General features: G+C 38.4%; 18 protein-coding genes and 1 pseudogene. 15 read left to right on the forward strand and 4 right to left on the reverse strand.

Features of this window, described 5'->3' with window-relative positions; translation table 11 throughout:
* Positions 1-323: 323 nt before the first annotated feature.
* Together AB4111_RS11680 and AB4111_RS11685 are read right to left on the reverse strand one after the other, a co-directional pair.
* Entirely contained in the window at positions 324-812 is a 489-nt protein-coding gene (locus AB4111_RS11680) for a pyridoxamine 5'-phosphate oxidase family protein (protein ID WP_442031744.1), read from the reverse strand.
* A gap of 90 nt (positions 813-902) precedes the next feature.
* The gene (locus AB4111_RS11685; RefSeq protein ID WP_442031745.1) at positions 903-1271 is read right to left on the reverse strand and encodes a TetR/AcrR family transcriptional regulator C-terminal domain-containing protein; all 369 of its coding nucleotides are present in this window, start codon (positions 1269-1271) and stop codon (positions 903-905) included.
* A 1051-nt stretch (positions 1272-2322) separates the two neighbouring features.
* On the opposite strand from AB4111_RS11685, the gene AB4111_RS11690 reads away from it, so the two are divergent.
* The 3 genes from AB4111_RS11690 to AB4111_RS11700 all read left to right on the forward strand — a co-directional run bounded on the left by AB4111_RS11690 (position 2323) and on the right by AB4111_RS11700 (position 4319).
* Positions 2323-2778 (forward strand): MarR family winged helix-turn-helix transcriptional regulator, encoded by a 456-nt coding sequence (locus AB4111_RS11690; RefSeq protein WP_442031746.1) that lies wholly within the window; start codon positions 2323-2325, stop codon positions 2776-2778.
* A 56-nt stretch (positions 2779-2834) separates the two neighbouring features.
* The gene (locus AB4111_RS11695) at positions 2835-3590 is read left to right on the forward strand and encodes an SDR family NAD(P)-dependent oxidoreductase (protein ID WP_192267450.1); all 756 of its coding nucleotides are present in this window, start codon (positions 2835-2837) and stop codon (positions 3588-3590) included.
* A 132-nt stretch (positions 3591-3722) separates the two neighbouring features.
* Positions 3723-4319, forward strand: a complete 597-nt coding sequence (locus AB4111_RS11700; RefSeq protein WP_192267449.1) for a TetR family transcriptional regulator — start codon at positions 3723-3725, stop codon at positions 4317-4319.
* A 581-nt stretch (positions 4320-4900) separates the two neighbouring features.
* Here AB4111_RS11700 and AB4111_RS11705 read toward each other — a convergent pair.
* Entirely contained in the window at positions 4901-5503 is a 603-nt protein-coding gene (locus AB4111_RS11705; protein ID WP_442031747.1) for a TetR/AcrR family transcriptional regulator, read from the reverse strand.
* 171 nt (positions 5504-5674) lie between these two features.
* On the opposite strand from AB4111_RS11705, the gene AB4111_RS11710 reads away from it, so the two are divergent.
* From AB4111_RS11710 to AB4111_RS11730, 5 genes and pseudogenes are all read left to right on the forward strand, one after another.
* Positions 5675-6229 carry a pyridoxamine 5'-phosphate oxidase family protein gene (locus AB4111_RS11710; protein WP_192267447.1) on the forward strand — a complete coding sequence of 185 codons (555 nt, stop codon included), beginning with the start codon at positions 5675-5677 and terminating at the stop codon, positions 6227-6229.
* 154 nt (positions 6230-6383) lie between these two features.
* Positions 6384-6827 carry a hypothetical protein gene (locus AB4111_RS11715; RefSeq protein WP_192267446.1) on the forward strand — a complete coding sequence of 148 codons (444 nt, stop codon included), beginning with the start codon at positions 6384-6386 and terminating at the stop codon, positions 6825-6827.
* 591 nt (positions 6828-7418) lie between these two features.
* A complete protein-coding gene (locus AB4111_RS11720; RefSeq protein ID WP_442032755.1) occupies positions 7419-7808 on the forward strand; it encodes a DUF2231 domain-containing protein in 390 nt (129 codons plus the stop codon).
* A gap of 32 nt (positions 7809-7840) precedes the next feature.
* Positions 7841-7960 (forward strand): annotated as a pseudogene (locus AB4111_RS11725) (sugar phosphate isomerase/epimerase); the annotation flags it as partial.
* A gap of 288 nt (positions 7961-8248) precedes the next feature.
* Positions 8249-8428 (forward strand): AbfB domain-containing protein, encoded by a 180-nt coding sequence (locus tag AB4111_RS11730; RefSeq protein WP_416234477.1) that lies wholly within the window; start codon positions 8249-8251, stop codon positions 8426-8428.
* Positions 8429-8623: 195 nt separating this feature from the next.
* Here AB4111_RS11730 and AB4111_RS11735 read toward each other — a convergent pair whose 3' ends face one another.
* Positions 8624-9502, reverse strand: coding sequence for a helix-turn-helix domain-containing protein (locus AB4111_RS11735; RefSeq protein ID WP_442031748.1), 879 nt, complete (start codon positions 9500-9502; stop codon positions 8624-8626).
* Positions 9503-9790: 288 nt separating this feature from the next.
* On the opposite strand from AB4111_RS11735, the gene AB4111_RS11740 reads away from it, so the two are divergent.
* The 7 genes from AB4111_RS11740 (at position 9791) to AB4111_RS11770 (ending at position 18613) form a co-directional block, all read left to right on the forward strand.
* Positions 9791-10948: a glycoside hydrolase family 88 protein gene (locus AB4111_RS11740; protein WP_442031749.1), complete on the forward strand. Its 1158-nt coding sequence runs from the start codon at positions 9791-9793 to the stop codon at positions 10946-10948.
* 458 nt (positions 10949-11406) lie between these two features.
* Positions 11407-11541 (forward strand): hypothetical protein, encoded by a 135-nt coding sequence (locus AB4111_RS11745; RefSeq protein WP_442031750.1) that lies wholly within the window; start codon positions 11407-11409, stop codon positions 11539-11541.
* 149 nt (positions 11542-11690) lie between these two features.
* A complete protein-coding gene (locus AB4111_RS11750; RefSeq protein ID WP_442031751.1) occupies positions 11691-12665 on the forward strand; it encodes an ABC transporter permease in 975 nt (324 codons plus the stop codon).
* 25 nt (positions 12666-12690) lie between these two features.
* Entirely contained in the window at positions 12691-13560 is an 870-nt protein-coding gene (locus AB4111_RS11755) for a carbohydrate ABC transporter permease (protein WP_442031752.1), read from the forward strand.
* Between the two features lie 80 nt (positions 13561-13640).
* Positions 13641-15182, forward strand: coding sequence for a hypothetical protein (locus AB4111_RS11760; protein WP_442031753.1), 1542 nt, complete (start codon positions 13641-13643; stop codon positions 15180-15182).
* A gap of 170 nt (positions 15183-15352) precedes the next feature.
* Positions 15353-16861, forward strand: a complete 1509-nt coding sequence (locus AB4111_RS11765) for a response regulator transcription factor (RefSeq protein ID WP_442031754.1) — start codon at positions 15353-15355, stop codon at positions 16859-16861.
* Between the two features lie 3 nt (positions 16862-16864).
* The gene (locus AB4111_RS11770) at positions 16865-18613 is read left to right on the forward strand and encodes a sensor histidine kinase (protein ID WP_442031755.1); all 1749 of its coding nucleotides are present in this window, start codon (positions 16865-16867) and stop codon (positions 18611-18613) included.
* Positions 18614-18688 lie beyond the last annotated feature (75 nt).

Genomic DNA, 18688 nt, shown 5'->3' on the forward strand with positions numbered 1-18688 from the left:
AGGAGCAGTATCCAAATGACCCGGTTATTATGCCAGATGAAGGGATGTTTGGCAAGAGTGGCGACATCGCTCAACTCATCTAGTATGAAATTGTATTTCATGAGCTGTGAAAGTTTAAATGGGAGTAGGTTCTCGACAAGCGGTTATAGAGGTGGAGGGTTACATGAGAGTTTACTGAGGGGATAAGCGTTTCTTTTAATGATTTTATTGTGAAGTGTGAAGAAATACAGAAGAAACAGCAGCCCATCAGGTGACAGGCTGCTGCTGTTTGCTATGTCTAACAAAGGAGCATTGTATTACAGCAAGATGAGGCTGCTGAACCTTTAATGGAATTCCACGATTTGATTGAGGTCTGTGCCTTCCGTATTTTTTCCCAGCAGTCTACGAAACAGGAACGAAGCCATCTTGAACTTGTTGCCTGCATCCCAGAATTCGGCACTCTCGGCATTGACTTTAATTAGTACGAGATTTGGATCCTCAAATGTGGTTTCCAGTATTTTTTCGTAGGCTGGACTCCAGAACTCTTTGATTTTCTCGGTATTATCCACCAGCTCGGCTTCTCCACGAATGGAGACGAAAGATTTACCCGCGTATGCCACGTTGACTTGCTGATTTTGAAGCAGTTCATGAAATTTGCTAGTATCTTTCTTGGTCAGGAACCAGAGGTTGCTATCGAACTCGACATCCTGAGTTTTCATGGGACGAGAAACCAAGCCTTCTTCTGAGACCGTTGTAAGCATCGCAATGTCAATATCCTTAATCAGTTGCTGAATCTTTTTGATCGCTTCTTGGTTAGGGGAGTTTGGATTCATTGTTTAATGTACCCTTTCATTGTATTAATCACAGTATCCCCCATGAAATGCTCCAATAAACATCAAGACAATCACGAATCCGAACACCAGTTAATGCAGAAAATATGCATCCGAAAAAATATTTACTGCTCGCTCAACACACTCTATGATTTGGATATCAGAAGGTTCTTTAATTATGCCTAATAAACACTTCTCCAATAATTTTGATTCAATTAGGGCAATATAATGGGACACAACCACTGCTGTCTTATTCCTTTTTATCTTGGAGTCTTTCATTGCTTTCTCAAACAACTCGGACAGCATATGGATAATTTTCCTTTGTCCCTCTTGGTAAAATAGAATCCCAATTTCAGATTTCGCAGATTCAGAAATCAACATTCGATTAACCGCTATAGTATCTGGACTGCACCGTTGTTGCAAGTAATGTACTCCGAAATTGTGAAGCACGCTTAAGATCATCTTCTTTTGAAAGGATGAATTGGATATCAGTCAATTCAGGTTGAACGACTTCCTGACCAGTTCAAGGAAGACTTCTTGTTTCGACGAAAAGTAGTTGTATAACGTTGCTTTAAAGCCCCAACACGTGCAGCAATCTCTCCTGGATATGAAAATGAAAAGCAGGCAAAATCCTTCCAATTTATGGGGATGGAAGAACTGGGGAGTGACCCAGAGGAATTAAAAAAAGCACTGCAAGCACAAAGGAGTAAGGCAGGGTATGAATTTACCGAATATTTGCCTCTTGAAAAGCAACCCTGTATACGGATAGAAGTCTTATACGGCATTTGGATCGGCTAATCAATTAAACCTCCATTTATCTCCATAGATTATGCAAAGGATTTACAGGAGGGTTTATGAAGAAATTACTTTTAAGTGAGAGCATAGCAGTCTATCTTTGAATAGTTATTTTTTTATGGCTACTACAATCACAGAGCTGTTTTATAGCGATGAAACGATTGCTAAAGATTGATCCTGCTTCCCGGTTTAATTATATTGATTCCTGCCAACGCATCACTGGAGCGACAGAATTTAAAATATCTCAGGGTAGAAGAGGAAACCTTATAGAAAAGAAAAAAAGCGGATGCCCATTATTGCGTATACTGGGATATTAGTAATGATTTCCTCCGCTATTGCGCTTCATATGTGGGCATCATCAGGACATTTCGGAATAAGATTCTTCGTGGTACAGTCGATAGAAATTATAGGTGGTACCATAAACCTTCTCTTAATGAGCCTGAGTATGAGAGATGGACTTCTGCTTACAGGTAAAGTAAAAATTAAAAGATAATGATTGCTGTTATTATTAGACGGACTGTTCGTTAATTATGTGAGCTTGCCCACCACAGTCGCCTGTGGTTTTTTTTTATTTACTTCGAACAAAAGGTTAGATTAAAGGAGGGGAATTGTAATGGTAACTCAGTGAATTATTAAAACTTATTGATGAATTTTAAATTATATTTTATAATCCAAAAGACAATTAGTTGACTACTTTGTGGATAAGGTGTGTAATCAAATGCAGAACAAAGACGATTTTCAAACGGATATTGTGCTGAATGTTATGAGAGCTTCGAATCTTCTTTCCCGAATAGGTGGTAAAATTACTGCCAGCGTGGGAGTGCACAGTATTCAACAATGGATGCTGCTTAACAGGATTGCAAATCACGAGGGATTAGCAATCAAAGATTTACGTCAAGATACCCTTGTAACAAAACAGAATATATCGAGCATGGTGGAACGTTTACGTCAAGCTGGATATGTTTTTACTTACGAGGATTTTTCTGATCGGAGAATCACAAGGGTGAAATTGACAGAACAAGGTCATCAAATATTAACGGATCTAACACCATTAACGTATTCCACCAACGATCAGATATTTGAAGTGTTTAGTTCAGAAGAACTTTTGTATTTTGCATCACTTGTCGAGCGATTGGTTAGCCACCTTGGTCAAAACATAGAGAGAAAAGAATAATTTTTTTATTCAATTAGTCAACTGATTGTCTAAATGAATCAGGAGGATGATTATCTATGGAGCAGAATACCGAGAAAAAGGTTGTTTTAATTACTGGCGGAAGTCGTGGAATTGGAGCTGCAACAGCACTTGTTCTAGCTGAAAGAGGTTTTCGTGTTGTGGTGAATTATGCCTATAATGCTGAGCGTGCCAACGAGATTGTCGAACAAATTAGTGAGAAGGGTGGCGAAGCAATAGCTATAAAGGCAGATGTTCGCCGGCCAGATGAAGTGAATCTAATGGTGAACGAAATACTGTCCATATGGGGGGGAATTGATGCGTTAGTGAATAACGCCAGCATGTCGTTTGTTATAAAACCTTTTCAAGAAATGACTTGGGAGGAATTTTCGCAAAAATTAAACGATGAGATGATGGCAGCTTTCACAATGACCAAGGCAGCTACACCATCGATGATTCAAAATAGATATGGTCGAATCGTACATGTTGCAAGTGGTCTGGCAAAAAATCCTGCACCCGGAATGATCGCACATGGGACAGCCAAGGCTGGACTTGTTCAGTTTGCAAAATATACTGCACAGGAATTGGGAGCAAATGGAATTACGGTTAATGTGATCTCACCTGGCCTTGTGGATACAGAAGCCTCCGCTAATCAACCGCAACAATTCCGTGATCAACTGGCTGAAATGACGCCGGTGGGAAGGATTGCAAGTGCTGAGGATGTTGCAAAAGCAATTGCGATGTATGTGAGTGATGATTGTCAATTCATCACAGGTGTTTATGTGCCAGTTGATGGTGGAATCACCATGGTGTAATTTTCGTTTCACTATCGGGTCTATTAATTCAACGTTTACAACGAGGCAATTGTTTATTACAGCGCTTATTTTCTTTGGTGTCGGGGCCTTGATTGGAGCTTTAGCATCTAGCTAATATGAGGAGAGCATAATTTGTTGGAACAAAAATTAGAAAATAAAAGTAAAATCTTACTTGCCGCCAAGAAGCTTTTTGCAGAAAAAGGATATGAAGGCACAGGAATTCGTCAGATTTGTGAAGAGGCTGATGTGAACCTTTCGCTTGTCTCATATCATTTTGGTGGTAAAAAGAGTGTATATGAGTCCTTGTTTCACCATTTTTATTGCCCCCATGTAACAAGTGAATTGGAGCTCATAACTGATTCAATGCATCCTACCGAGGGGGTTAGGAAAATAATCAGTTTAATTGTCCGGTATACTCTAAGAGATCCTGAGATGAGTAACATTATTTATCAAGAGTTATCCGTTAATATTAATCACTCATCAACTGTAAATAAATTTATTGATCAACTCTTTACAAAAATGAATGGGTTCCTTCGAGTGGGTAAAGAGCGAGGGATGTTTGAAATTGAGTCTATTCCGCACAGTATGTTAATGGTTTTAAACCTTGCAATCACACATACAAATCGACATAATTCATGGTTAATGATGGATCATAACAGTGTTATGTATGAAAATTTAATAGAACAAATTAATGATTTTGTACTTCGAGGATTAGGAGTAAAGTCTTAAGTTGTTAAAAACGAGATGTAAAGCAACAATAAATCCAGGAGAAAGTTAGAATTTAACGTTCTAGGATAGGCTTCATCACTGCAACAAGTGAATACCTGGACATTCTTATGGAGAATACAGACCATCACTTGGATCTGAGTAGTGTACTCCTACACTCGCATCAAATTCAATACACCTCGAAGCCATTTAACCGTTAATTGAAACAACCTCAGCTAGACATTGTCCAGCTGAGGTTGTTCAGCAAGTGAGCTAATCTATTCGGTACGATAACCAGAACAGATTCCTGAAAAAGTTAAAACGCTTGTTCCCCGATAGAATAAGCGGATTTCAAGTTATCAAGATAGCCAGCTAAAACTGTCAGTAATTTTTTTGTTGTTTTCGATGGGGAGCTAGAAAAACGGGCTGCTTTAGGAGATAAAACCATAAAAAAATAGTTCTCACACGATCCCCAAAAGATCAATGTTTGAGCTATTAAAGGCGTTGACCTTTTATAACAAGCGAAGCTGTAGGCTGGGAAAGAATCCCTTTTTGCTGGCGTGTCAACATGTTATAACTCGTTCTCGTTTATTTTTATCAATAACTTAATTTGATAAATACGAATCCAAAAAAACACTGACAGCTCGCTCAACGCACAATTTGATTTGCTCATCGGATGGATCCTCAATAAAGCCGAATAGACATTTTTCAACTAGTTCTGATTCGATTAAGGCTATAAAGTGTGACACAACCACTTTTGTATCCATATTTTTTAAATTTTGAGCATTTATTTCTTTCTCAAACAGTACAGATAACATACCGAGAATTTTCCTTTGACCCTCCTCAAAGAACAAAATCCCAACATCTGAGCGCGCGGACTCTGCAATTAACATCCGGTTAATAGCGATCGTATCCGGGCTGCACCGTTGATGCAAGTAATGTTCCCCAAAATTTTGTAGCATCGTCTTAAGATTTTCATTTTCTGACAATATGGACTGTATGGTAGTTAATTCAGGTTGAACAGACTGTTTAACCAATTCTACAAACACTTCTTGTTTAGATGAAAAATAGTTATATAAAGTGGCTTTAGAACCCCCCACACGCGCAGCAATTTCGGACATGGATACTTCATATGAAGCGCTCTCCTTTAGCAACTGTAAGGCAGCATCGATTATTGCTTTTCTCTTGTCTTCACTTTTTGTTCTCAAAGAAACCGCTCCCTATATAATCTACAAATTTCTGATCTCATTATAGATTTCTAACCAAACATCGTCAAATAAGAAGCGTTATCCCGTAAGCGGAGGAACATATTGACGGTTGGTATTCTCTTTATTATAATTAAACTGTACAGTACAGTTTAATTATCGGAGGTGCAGATTATGGGAAATAGTAAATCAACGTATTGGATTGAAAACAGATTGGAACAGAAAGATCTTATGCCTAAGTTAGTTAAACAAGAATTGGAAAATGAAATCAAACAAGACATTTTGGACTTTTTAGAAGCACAAGAGGTTGCTAATCTGGCAACGTTAACTCCTAATAGTTGGCCACTTATTCATGCTATGCATTTTGCCACAGTTACAGATCAAGAACAAAGACCTGTGTTTTATCTGTTTTCTGTTCCAGGCACGAGGAAGTTGCATAACATCAGTGTGAATTCCCAGGTAGCATTATCAATATATAATTTAACAGGATATGAAAATAGAAAGCAGGCAAAGGCATTTCAATTTATGGGGATTGCCCAAATTATCACTGACCCAGAAGAAGTTAAAAAAGCACTTGCAGCTCAAAGAAGTAAGCCAGGTTATGAATTCACTGAACATTTACCGCTTGAAAAACAGCCTTGCATACGAGTAGATGTTCTATACGGTACGTGGATGGATCAATCAGGCAAGCGTCCGTTGGTATCAGTAGACTATCGGCAACAGGTGTAACGCCTCTAACTGAGATTCAGAAATTTGAGAAAATGGGACTCATGCTATCTATATTTTTTTTTACTTTGAATATTTTAAAAGCCAAGTGGCTAGTTTCTGATGATTACATCCGTAACCGCAATATTTATAATTCAGAATAGGAGCTTCCTACTAAATGAAGAAACTACATGCGTTTGCTAGCATTATATCGTTTCTATGTATAGCTGTTTTTCTTATTTCAACTATTATAGTAGATTTATTCTGTAGTCATGAAACGATTGCTAGACTAAAAAGTTTGATTGTTCTACCAGGATTGATTATTTTGATTCCTGCCATGGCGATAACTGGGGCAACGGGCTTCAAAATATCTCGGGGCAGGAAAGGAAAGATTATTGATAAGAAAAAGAAGCGTATGCCATTTATTGCCTTGATTGGTGTATTAATTATGATACCGTCTGCTATATTGCTTGATATGTGGGCTTCAACGGGTCAATTTGGAGTAAAATTCTTATTGGTTCAACTAATTGAAATCATATGCGGTAGTTTCAACCTATTCCTAATGAGTATGAGCATGAGGGACGGATTTGTACTTACCGGAAAATTGAAAATCAATAGATAAGGTCTTCCTTAATTGACATTTCAATTAAAGTCTCCGGAGTGGATGTGTGAGGATAGATTCCTTACGAAGGGGGCCGTTTAAAGGGCCCTATTTTCTTTAGGAATGTGGTGTGATCAGATTTGAGTCGTTGTCGGAGATCGCTATGTCGAATCAAATCCTACCATATAAATTATCAAATAAGGATTGATTCAAACTACTTCCCAGAAATATTACGAGGGGAAGTGACGAAGGACAAGAACACAGTCCTTTAAAGTGGCTAAATTAGTTTCTTTTTTTAGCTATAGTCAGTTGAGTGCGTGAAATACGCGAAACACGCGAAAAAAAGAACCGCGTGATATGCGGGTGGGAGAGACGACGGTTTGACCAACAAGATCATCCAATAAAATTTACCAAGAGCAATTGCAGGAAAGGATATGGGGTATGGATGCAATCAGCAGTCTAAAGATATCGGTGCTGTAAACATTAATAGATTACAACAAGTTAAGGCTGACAGACACAATTAACAAGTTCTAGTAACAAAGGTTTTATAGAAGAGACAAGGGTAATAAACATTTTAAGAAAGGAATGAGAAGTATTATGCAGTTACATCCAATGATTATACATTTCCCTATAGTACTGTTATTAGTAGGTGTCATATCTTTATGGATTTCCTTCTGGGGATCTGACTTCTATAGGCGATTAGCAAATTATTCATTAGTAGGAGGATTTATTTTCTTGATTGCTGCCGTCATTTCTGGTTTCAACAGTGTAGATTACGCAGTAAAGACATTTCCGAATGTATCAGAAACGATAACTAAACATCAAATGTTTGGAATCTTCACACTCATCATATTTGCTTTAACACTTTTAGTTCAATACGGTAGTATTAAGAAAAAAAATTCTTCTACTTTTCTAAGAGGAATCTTGTTCATTTTGTCATTTACAGGACTTGTTATGCTAATCATGACTGGACATTTCGGAGGTCAACTTATATATCCCTAGTTCTTCATAAGATCCTTTCCCTCGGATAAAAGGTTCTTCAAATCGAGCACGAAGACGGTCTAATGTCTGTGAATGAAGGGTTTACCAAGGGCGTAGAAAACCTAAGTTCAATCATTATTAATGAGCCAGTTGGTGAAATGTGGTGGGTTTAATTTGAACGAGCTTTTTTTTAGAACTGTTAAAGCCTAGCTTCATTTGAGAGAAATTTTATTCTCCATCTCGTCGCCAGTTCTCCGGAACGAGGTATATATCGGTGAAGTACATCAAAAAATTGATGAGCAAGGGGATTTATTAGACGAACCGACCGTTCAATTCTTGGATGCAGTAGTTAGTGATGTTAAGACATGGGTAATAAAATTAAATTGAGAAAATCATAACATAAACCTTAGTGTAAGATCGAATGGAGAAGTGTGGGTAGACTTGAATGACAATACTACTGCATTCCAAATAATGCCACTTTCCGCAGAGTACCGGGTTTGGCGGATTCAAACATGTACTCATACCAGATGTGGTCTGATTCCACTAAGTATCTCCGTCATTCCGGTTCACTCATGTATGTCGAGAGTGGAACAGGCACAGGGTTTAATGGTGATGCTACTTTCGCTGAAGTTGCGCCATAAATTCTAGCGTTTGAAATGCCAAAGTTGTTTAAGGAATCACACCTCATAAATCCAAGTAATTATTCAACTATATGAAACGATAGTTCAATAAGAAATCAAGTAAGCAGCCGATCAAAGAATCGGCTGCTTTTGTTTAACCAATGAATAGTTAGTATAGGAGACTTTAAATCTCTCTAAAAGTGTTCTAATGTCTTGTTACAAATAATCTATCTTCTTAACCTTAAGCCTGTATTGGAGTGGCGTAAGGCAATACGTTTTTTTGAAACGGGAGATAAAATGAGAGACGTTTTGAAAACCTACCTGGTGTGCGATGTTGTCTACCTGTATTGAAGTACTTTCCAACAAGTGGGCAGCAACCTGAATTCGTTTGGCGACGAGGTATTCGCTGAGATTGCTACCGGTTTCTTTTTTGAAAACTCGGGATACGTAAGATCGAGTAAGGTGAAGCTCGTCAGCCAACTTGTTCAAAATATCACTTTCCATGTAGTTTTCTTCAATCCAGTTCATGATTCTTTCTGAATATTCGTCACGTCTCCACTGAACTGGGGAAGAGGAACGTGTTTCAGGAATAATTTTTTCCATTAAGGTTAGCAAACGTAGCAAAAAAACGATTATTTCCTCTTGTGTTACTCCGAGATCATTCTGCACTATCTGCTCATACTCTTCCATGCATTGACGTACAGCTTCAAAATGCTCCCCAAGATGAAAAGCCCGCTCTATATCGCTGGAATAACATAGCATTTCCCATACTTTGTGCCGCCTAGGAAAGGATTGGAGTAAGGACTCGATATGTAAGTGGTTCAAATGAACAACTGTTCTGTCATAAGGGAGAACATCCGTTGCTTTTGCATATACCTTGTGAATCTCAAACGGTTGAAATAAAAATAACATACCCTCGGCAATTGGATAGGTTTGGCTATTAATGACGACAGTTCCCTCGCCACCGAAAACTAATAGTAACTCGCAGCATTGATGCCAATGGTAAAAGTCAATCCCTGTACTTATTGTTTGGTGACGATTATTCCATAGAGTGGGAGATCCATGAAAAGAAATTGCATCAAAACCTGCTGACATCTTTATCACCCCAATAAGGTGCTAGTTAATTCAATGTGCGTTTTTAGTGTAGCATTTGTTTGTAATACCAAACAAGACAATATAACAGGATTTTTGCCCGCTTAGAGCAAACTTTAGATCTATATCCGATGATAAACTGAAAGCGCTTAATAGATTGAGTGTTAACACTTAACTGCCGTTGTGTCCAACTGAAAGTTGTAATGTGAATACAACAAGATCGACATGATACGTTTGTGAAGTTGATTAGTAGAATAAATGTATATTGAAAAGTAGAGGTGGGAAAGAAGAATGCTAGTTGTGGATAAAGGAAATGTATGGTTGGATCAAGTATTTCAGAAAATAACAGATAAGATGGATTGGGTCAGCGACAAATCACAAGACAAGATTCCTTATACAACAATTAAAGGGACTCACGATGACAGAGCTGTCCAGAACCCGAGTGGTGACAATGAGGATGGCATCAATTGGTGGACGAACGGTTTTTGGGGCGGTATGCTTTGGCAGATGTACCATGTCACGGGGCACGAAAAGTACAAACAATATGCAAACTTTGCGGAGGATAAACTGGATGCGTGCTTCGCTCAGTTTTACGGGCTGCATCATGATGTCGGTTTCATGTGGATACCAACCAGTGTGGCAAATTACCAACTAACACAAAATCCAGCTTCACGTAAAAGAGCTCTACATGCAGCAAATTTACTTGCAGGGCGATATAATCCTGTGGGTCAATTCATACGTGCATGGAACGATCTTCCTGAAGGAGATACTCGTGGCTGGGCCATCATCGACTCGATGCTTAACATCCCACTATTATATTGGGCATCCGCAGAAACGGGTGACCCTCGTTTTAGGCACATTGCAGAACGGCATGCAGACACTGTCATGAACACCTTTGTAAGACCAGATGGTTCAGTTCATCACATTGTCCAATTCGATCCATTCCTTGGTAATGCCGTAAAAACATATGGAGGGCAAGGATACGAAAATGGTTCCTCCTGGACACGCGGACAAACTTGGGGACTGTATGGGTTCATGATGAGCTATCAGCATACGGGCAATGAAAAGTATTTGCATACTGCTAAACAGATTGCGCATTACTTCATTGCTAATATTCCTGATAATGGCATCATTCCGGTTGATTTCAGGCAACCGAAAGAACCTACGTACGAAGATTCCACGGCCGCAGCCATTGCAGCATGTGGGCTGATTGAGATTTCGAAGGTTGTTGGTGCTTATGAAAAAGATCTTTATCTCCGTGCAGCGTTGAAATTACTACGTACGTTGGATGAACAGAGAACAGACTGGAGTACGAATTGTGATTGTATTTTACAGAACGGTTCTGCAGCGTATCACAACTCCACGCACCATCAGTCGATCATCTATGGCGATTATTACTTTATAGAAGCTATCCTGAAACTGAAGGGAAATGACCTTTATTTTTGGTGATAAAAGTTGTGTTTGCTATGGTGCCAGAATGTTTGTAACGAAAAGTCCATGATTGAAATTTTATTCCTTTAAATTTTCAGAACCTTAATCATTTTTTTAGTTAAAAAAACAAGATTTTAGAATTTCTAAACCACCTTTAAGTCTTTTTGATTTAAAGGGTGGTTTTTCGTATGGACAATATTGTCTAAATATTATGTTTTACTTTCTGAAGGGAAGTGAAGAAATTTTCAAGTTCTTTGTGAATCAATTCTCATTTCTACCAGAATTCTTCGATAATTGCTCATACGCTGGTTTGAAAAGTCTAGAGCACTTTGAATACAAAATGTTTAGACGTCAATCATGATTTACTCCCTCGCTAAATTACAAGAAATCTTGCGAAAGTATGCTACCTCCTATATATTCAAGCGCTTACAATTTAAATATAGATCATCCATTTAAGAACGTAAGGAGAATAGGACATGAAGAAGAATGAACTAGCAAGACTTCACCAAAGATTTGAAGTAATTAAGCTAAAGTTACCTTCACAATCAGAACGGCTTGGAGAAGTAATTCGTTTGTATACTGGCACACGTCGTCTTAGTGATGGTGATTAATGATGAATGATTGACGTGCTGATTATATTTGCAACCGGTTTCCTTCAAGTAGTAATTATTATCAATTCATTCTAATAGCCGTATAGATCAACGTATTATTTCTAATTAATAGAAAGTAGGCGGTTAGTGTATGAGAGGTGGGATCACCCGTGAAAAGCACAAATGTAGTAAAAAATCAAACTCAGCCTGGATTAAATAAACGGTTGAATTCGAAATTTTCTTCCACTTGGAAGGAATACAGAAAAAACAAGTATCTGTTCTTCTTGTTAATCCCCATTTTAATCTGGTACGGCATTTTTCATTACGGACCTTTATATGGAATCCAGTTGGCCTTCAAAGATTTTAGTCCAGTCAAAGGTATTTGGGGTAGTCCATGGGTAGGGTTAGAGTACTTCAAATTCTTGTTTTTCCAATCTCCTGATTTTTTACGGATATTTAGAAATACAGTCCTAATCAGTTTTTACAATATAATCTTTGGTTTCCCAGCACCTATCATTCTGGCGCTCCTGCTGAATGAAATCAGGTATGGCATGTTTAAGAAAATAGCACAATCTATTACTTATATCCCTCACTTCTTTTCTTGGGTAGTACTTTCGGGTATTGTCATCTTCATGCTTTCACCATCTGAGGGGCCGGTTAACTATCTTCTTCAACTGATAAATGTAGAACCGATCTACTTTTTAGCTGACCCTGACTATTTCCGTCCAACATTAGTTGTGACATCTATATGGAAAGAAATTGGCTGGGGAACGATCATCTATTTAGCTGCATTGTCTGGTGTAGACCAGACGTTGTATGAGGCGGCAAAAATCGACGGAGCTAATCGCTTGAAACAAACACTGCATATAACTATACCGGCGATTTTACCTGTGGTTACAATCATGTTTATTCTTTCATTGGGCAATATTCTAAATGCAGGATTTGATCAGATATTTAACTTATATAATCCCTCTGTCTATGAAGTCGGTGACATTATTGATACTTACGTTTACAGAGCGGGTATTCAGAATTTCCAATTCGGCTTAACCACGGCTGTCGGCCTATTTAAAAATATTATTGGAATCACCCTCGTTCTTTCAACCAATTACATTGTTAAGAAGTTAGGTCAAGAAGGGGTTCTCTGATCGGTAAGGGAAAGGAGCAATATACATGAAACCAACATTTGGGGAAAATTTGTTTCAAATCGTTCTTATTACGATGATAAGTCTCTTGTGTATCATAACTATTTATCCGTTCATTCACATTGCTTCAGTATCACTGAGCGGCCCAGCTGAAGCTGGACGATTTGGACTCCATTTCTATCCAAAAGATATTGATTTCTTTGCTTGGAAACAAGTACTTTTTCAAGAGAAAATATGGATTGGATTTGGAAATTCGACTTTCCGAACAGTAGTTGGTACTTTGCTTACGCTAGTTGCAATGTCTATGTGTGCATATCCGCTATCACGACGTAACTTGCCACATCGGAATTTTTATACCATGTTAATTTTGTTCACGATGTTTTTTGGTGGAGGTACCGTTCCTACGTATCTTCTCATGAAAGAGCTTCATTTAATGGATAGTCTCTGGGTGTATATTCTTCCAGGGCTCGTTCCAACGTTTTCTATGCTCGTTCTTCGTAACTTTTTCATGTCTATTCCAGTAGAGGTTGAAGAATCAGCGAAAATAGATGGTGCTAATGATATTCGTATTTTAGTCCAGATCGTGTTGCCACTATCAAAACCTGTGTTAGCAACACTTGCCTTGTGGACTGCCGTGGGACACTGGAACGCTTGGTTTGACGCTGTGTTATATATTTCTGATCCAAATAAACAAGTCCTTCAGTACTTTCTCCGAGAGATTGTTATTACCAATACAGATGCAGAAACTTTTGGACGGACAACAGTAGCCAATTTTAAATATGAACATTCGATAAAAGCTGCGACCGTTATGTTTGCTGCGTTACCAATTCTCATCATTTATCCGTTTCTTCAAAAATATTTTGTGAAAGGTACAATGATTGGATCACTTAAAGGTTGAACCATGAAATGATTTATAGAAATATTAAAAACATTTTATTTCACAGTACTTGGCTTATAGAAAAGGGAGGTTATTGTATTATGAAAAACGTAAAAACTATTAGCTTGGCTATTTTGCTGACGATGTCTTTGCTCGCAGCAGGATGCAGTTCTTCAAATCCAGAAAATTCTCCTAGCGATAGCGAGCAAGGAGGACCTATTACGATTACTTTCGCTGGTTCTACGTGGGATACACCAACTAAAGACGGAAATACGATACAAACGTATCTTGAAGAAAAATATGATGTGAAAATTATTAACGAACGTGTGACAGATGACAATTTTAAAATAAAGATCGCTGCAAACGAAATTCCAGATATATTCCCTCAAACACCGAATGAGTCTGATATGACCAATTTTGCCCGCCAAGGAATCATCGCAAGTATCTCTGTAGATGAAATTCGTAAATATATGCCAACGTATGCTGCTGAAATTGATTCTGTTAATCCAGAGGCGTGGGACGTGGCTCTTATTGATGGGAAAAATTATGGTATTCCTCGAGTCTGGCTAAACGGGGTATATGGTTTCGTTCCAACCTATAATAAAAAATGGCTAGAGAATATCGGCTATAGTGAGCCTCCTAAAACGATTGAAGAATTTGAGGATGTTCTGACGAAGTTTCGTAATAACGACCCAGACGGAAATGGGATAAAAGACACTTACGGGATGACGGCTCGGAATGAAGTAAGACCACAGTATTTTAATTCGATCTATGCTTCATTCGGTGTTAATCCTTATCAGTTCATGGTCGATCAGGATGGAACGCTTACTTGGGGCGGCATTGCTGAACAAGCCAAAGATGCGACAAAACTTTTAAACAAATGGTACAAAGCAGACTTAATCGATCCTGAATTTATGACCGACAACAACGATATTGTTAGCCAAAAGTGGAACAGCCAGAAAATCGGATACAAGGATACATTTATGTATCACCACCTGTTTGGATTACTTCCAGCAGATCAGGAAAATGGTACTGAAGCGCTCTATGGAAAAGGTATCATTGGGCCTGCAGGCAAACCATTAGTAATGTCAAACGGTGCTCTTCAAGTACCTCTATTGTTAGGTAAGGACTTAGAGACAAACGAGAAGAAAAGGATTAAAGTCTTGCAGATACTAGAAGACCTTGCAACCAATGATGAAGTTTATCTCAAGACAGTCTTCGGAGATAAAGATCTAACGTACGAAATGTCAGGGGAAGTTCCTACAATTAAACCGCCTTATGATACACAGGAAAAGAAAAATGAGTATGGATTTGGCGGCTTCTACAACCCGCTGGTTGAGCGTGCCACTTCAACCTGGAAGTTCCACTTTACGCCTGAAAAGCAAGCATTTCGGGATGAAGTAAATGAAGGGAATGAAGTCATTACCGATGTATTGGGACCTACAGTGCTAGAAGCAAAAGGAAAGTACTCGGTGACTTTGAATGCCCTACAAGATGAATTCTATACTAAAGCGATCACCTCTCAGGAGGATATCGATAAGCTATTTGAGGATTTCAAAAACAAATGGTTGAAATCTGGAGGTCAAGAAATTATCGACGAAGCGAATAAAGTATACCAAGCACGACAAGAAAATAAAAAATAGAGCTTTCAAATAGCCCCGGCTTCCCTCTTTTAGGAAGCCGGGCTTCACCTTTTTGTTGAGAGGGATCTAAGGAGAGGAATTCCATAGATGATCTTAAGGATTTCTGTTATTCTGTTCATAGATTAATGATAGCGCTATCATAAAGTGCGAGTAAAAGGAGTGCGAGTCCATTGCGATTGCTGATTGCGGATGATGATGATTATACACGTGAGGGGCTAAGTGAGTCATTCAAGTGGGAGAAGTTCGGAATAAATGAAATCATACTTGCTGATGATGGTGCCGAAGCGTTGCGTTTGGCAACATTAAAAAAACCAGAGATCGTGCTAACAGATATTCGTATGCCAAAAATGAGCGGAATTGAATTCGCTGAGCAGTTAGCAGAAAAATCACCAGACAGCCAACTGCTTTTTATGAGTGGGTACAAAGACGTTCAATATCTCAAAAGCGCCATTAAACTCTCTGCCATCGAATATATCGAGAAGCCCATTAAACTAAACGAAGTGGAGCAGGCGATTGAAAAATCAATCCTGTCGTTACGAACCAAGCAAAAGCAAAATGTTGTAGTACACCAAAAGAATGAACTAATGAGTGAGAAGTTGGCGCGGTGTCTTCGTGATGAGTATGCGGACACAGACGTCCTCATGACAATGTGCTCTGATGTTGGATTTCCATCTGACCACCGTTACTTGGGCTTCATCATTTGGAATAGACTTGAAGGTAGCGATTGCAGATGTGATTTGAAGGCTATTTTATCATTTTGGAACGAAAGAGGATTTACAGTTATAGGCGAACAACTGGACACAAAGACCTGTTTTGTCATACTTGCTTATGAACGTCAAGATTATAAGAAATTATCCTCCTTAATTGATACATTTGTTAGTTTGTATGATTCCTACAACATCGCTCTTGGAAAAGATGCAGGAGCAATTCCACAAATTTGGAGGAGTTTTCTTACCGCACAACGAGCCATGAGTCGATCGTTTTATTGCCCAAATGTCCGCTGCTTCTATGATCAGGATCAAATGGACATTTTAAATGAGACTTATCACAATCTTTTGCCCGAATTTTATAAATTACGAACGAGTGAACCACAGAAGCTTATTGATTGGATTACTTCTCTATGTGAGACATTTAAACAAAAGGAATTTCCTTCAAAAGAACGTGTAGCTGCTCTCTTTGAAACAGTAATCCAAGAAACAGTCGGAAGCGATCCGAAGTTGTTACTTATCTTAGAGAAAGATTACAAAATTGAAGATCTAGAACAACAATTACGAAATTGTACAACTATTGATAGAATGGAAGAGATCATGCTAAATGTCCTTACCGTTTGGTTGGAAGCAACACTTCAGATTTCTCAGTATTCCAAACAAGTACAGGATGTGTTGAATTTCATCGCTACAAATTATCGTAACGTCGATCTCGATTTGCAAATGATTGCTGACTATATGAATCTATCCACTGCACATGTAGGTTTTCTATTTAAACAGGAGACTGGCACTACTATAAAACAATACATCACCGATTACAGGATGGATCTTGCAAAGCAACTCGTTTCTAGTGAGCATCTAAAAATGAGCACTATAGCAGAATTATGTGGATATGCAAGTGCGAGCTATTTTGCAAAAGTTTTCAAGATATCTACTGAATTGTCCCCACTTGAGTATCGAAGGAAGAAATGAATTATGCGAATCTTTGACATCATAAATAACATCTCCTTGCGAAAAAAAATCATAATTCTATTTATTTTGATTGGTATTATACCTTTAGTTATTACTTTCTTCATTTCGTACGGAGAAATTAGAAAGCTTGTCTTGAGTGGTCAGAATTATGCGGAGCATCAAAACTTTGAACAAATGATCGGCACACTTCAGAAACAGCTTTCACATGTGGAAGAGTTATCTGCAATGATTATGGTCAACAAAGATATGGAAGCCATCTTATCAGAGAAACCTGACTACTTAACAATATCCGAACAGATGGGTTTGTTTAACAATATGGTGTCGTATACGCAAATGATGGAGACAAACTCGGAGATTGACCATATTGTATATTTCGTAGATGACCAGTTTATCATGACTGGAACAGATACCCTTTTCCGCAAATTAAGTTCGATACAACAATTGCCATGGGCACAAAATGTGTTTGAGAACAAAAACGGTATATCCAAATGGGTCATTCGTGAAGAAAAAAGCCTTAACTCTTCTAGAAACTATTTAGCACTAGCTTCTCTGTTATGGAACCCACATGATTTTACTGACCCAGTTGGTGTCCTTACTCTTAATATTGAAATAGGACAAATTGCGCAGAATTTAACAAAATCAAACCCTGAGCAGCTTGTATATATTGTTTCTAAAGAAGGAGAGTTGGTAGCAAGCAATGGTGATGCTAATGCTGATGTATTATCCATGCGACTTCCTCAACCCATAGATAGCCACGGGGAATTTCAATCTGTGACTTTAAACAACAACACTTATTTAGCAAGAGGTCAAGAGATTGGGGAAACCGGATTGTATTTAATGTCCGTTATTTCTCACCGCGCTGCTTCTGAAGCTGTAAGTACGATTCGAGACCAAATGGTGACCGTGTATTTGTTCGTCAGTATCTTGTTGATACTTGTCATATTTCCAGCTGCACGATCAGTTACACGGCGGATTTACCTTCTCATGAATAAGATGAGTCAAGTACGACAAGGGCGTCTGAATCAGCTAGACATCCCTCAAAGTAAAGACGAAGTGGGACAGTTAATAGCCAGCTATAATTTTATGATTAAGAGCGTTCAAGAGCTTATGTCAGAACAGTTCAAACTAGGCCAGGAAAAGAATGAGGCTGAGCTAAGGACTTTGCAATCTCAAATTAATCCCCATTTTCTGTATAACACACTTGATATGCTTAATTGGATGGCAAAAAAAGAGGAGAGTGAGAATATTCAGCAGGTCGTGTATGCACTCTCCGATTATTACAAATTGGTATTAAACAAAGGGGAAGATCTAGTCAACGTGCGAGATGAAGTACGACTAAGTGAGATGTACATGGAAATTCAAAGAAGAAGATTTAGAGGTCGAATACAATTTGAAATTGATGTGAGTGAGGATGCAATGAATTGCCTTATTCCCAAGATTACACTTCAGCCGCTTGTCGAAAATGCTATTATTCATGGGATTAACGAAAAACCTAATCGGAAAGGGGAAATTACGATAATCGGCAGGATTGAAGAAGGCCGATTAAAGTTGTTTGTTGTGGATAATGGTATTGGGATACAGTTACCAATAAGTGAGATAAACTCCAAGAATGGAAGCGGATATGGTGTGAAAAATATTGAGAAGAGGCTAATGTTATTTTTTGGCCAATCGACAAGTTTGGACTATCACAAGCCAGACGAGGGAGGCACACGCGTAACCATTGATGTGCCTGCCATTATGCCTAAGTTATGAGAATGGGGTGGTTCCATTGATATCATTAGAGATAAAACGAAAATGTTCACTCATAGTAATGTTCTTGCTCGTGTT

It is taken from the genome of Paenibacillus sp. 2KB_22, from assembly GCF_052115745.1.
Taxonomy (GTDB): Bacteria; Bacillota; Bacilli; order Paenibacillales; family Paenibacillaceae; genus Paenibacillus.

Coding starts and splice junctions, on each gene's coding strand:
- AB4111_RS11680 (WP_442031744.1), bottom strand. CDS start 812: ATGAATCCAAACTCCCCTAACCAAGAAGCGATCAAAAAGATTCAGCAA.
- AB4111_RS11685 (WP_442031745.1), bottom strand. CDS start 1,271: ATGATCTTAAGCGTGCTTCACAATTTCGGAGTACATTACTTGCAACAA.
- AB4111_RS11690 (WP_442031746.1), top strand. CDS start 2,323: ATGCAGAACAAAGACGATTTTCAAACGGATATTGTGCTGAATGTTATG.
- AB4111_RS11695 (WP_192267450.1), top strand. CDS start 2,835: ATGGAGCAGAATACCGAGAAAAAGGTTGTTTTAATTACTGGCGGAAGT.
- AB4111_RS11710 (WP_192267447.1), top strand. CDS start 5,675: ATGGGAAATAGTAAATCAACGTATTGGATTGAAAACAGATTGGAACAG.
- AB4111_RS11715 (WP_192267446.1), top strand. CDS start 6,384: ATGAAGAAACTACATGCGTTTGCTAGCATTATATCGTTTCTATGTATA.
- AB4111_RS11720 (WP_442032755.1), top strand. CDS start 7,419: ATGATTATACATTTCCCTATAGTACTGTTATTAGTAGGTGTCATATCT.
- AB4111_RS11735 (WP_442031748.1), bottom strand. CDS start 9,502: ATGTCAGCAGGTTTTGATGCAATTTCTTTTCATGGATCTCCCACTCTA.
- AB4111_RS11740 (WP_442031749.1), top strand. CDS start 9,791: ATGCTAGTTGTGGATAAAGGAAATGTATGGTTGGATCAAGTATTTCAG.
- AB4111_RS11745 (WP_442031750.1), top strand. CDS start 11,407: ATGAAGAAGAATGAACTAGCAAGACTTCACCAAAGATTTGAAGTAATT.
- AB4111_RS11755 (WP_442031752.1), top strand. CDS start 12,691: ATGAAACCAACATTTGGGGAAAATTTGTTTCAAATCGTTCTTATTACG.
- AB4111_RS11760 (WP_442031753.1), top strand. CDS start 13,641: ATGAAAAACGTAAAAACTATTAGCTTGGCTATTTTGCTGACGATGTCT.
- AB4111_RS11770 (WP_442031755.1), top strand. CDS start 16,865: ATGCGAATCTTTGACATCATAAATAACATCTCCTTGCGAAAAAAAATC.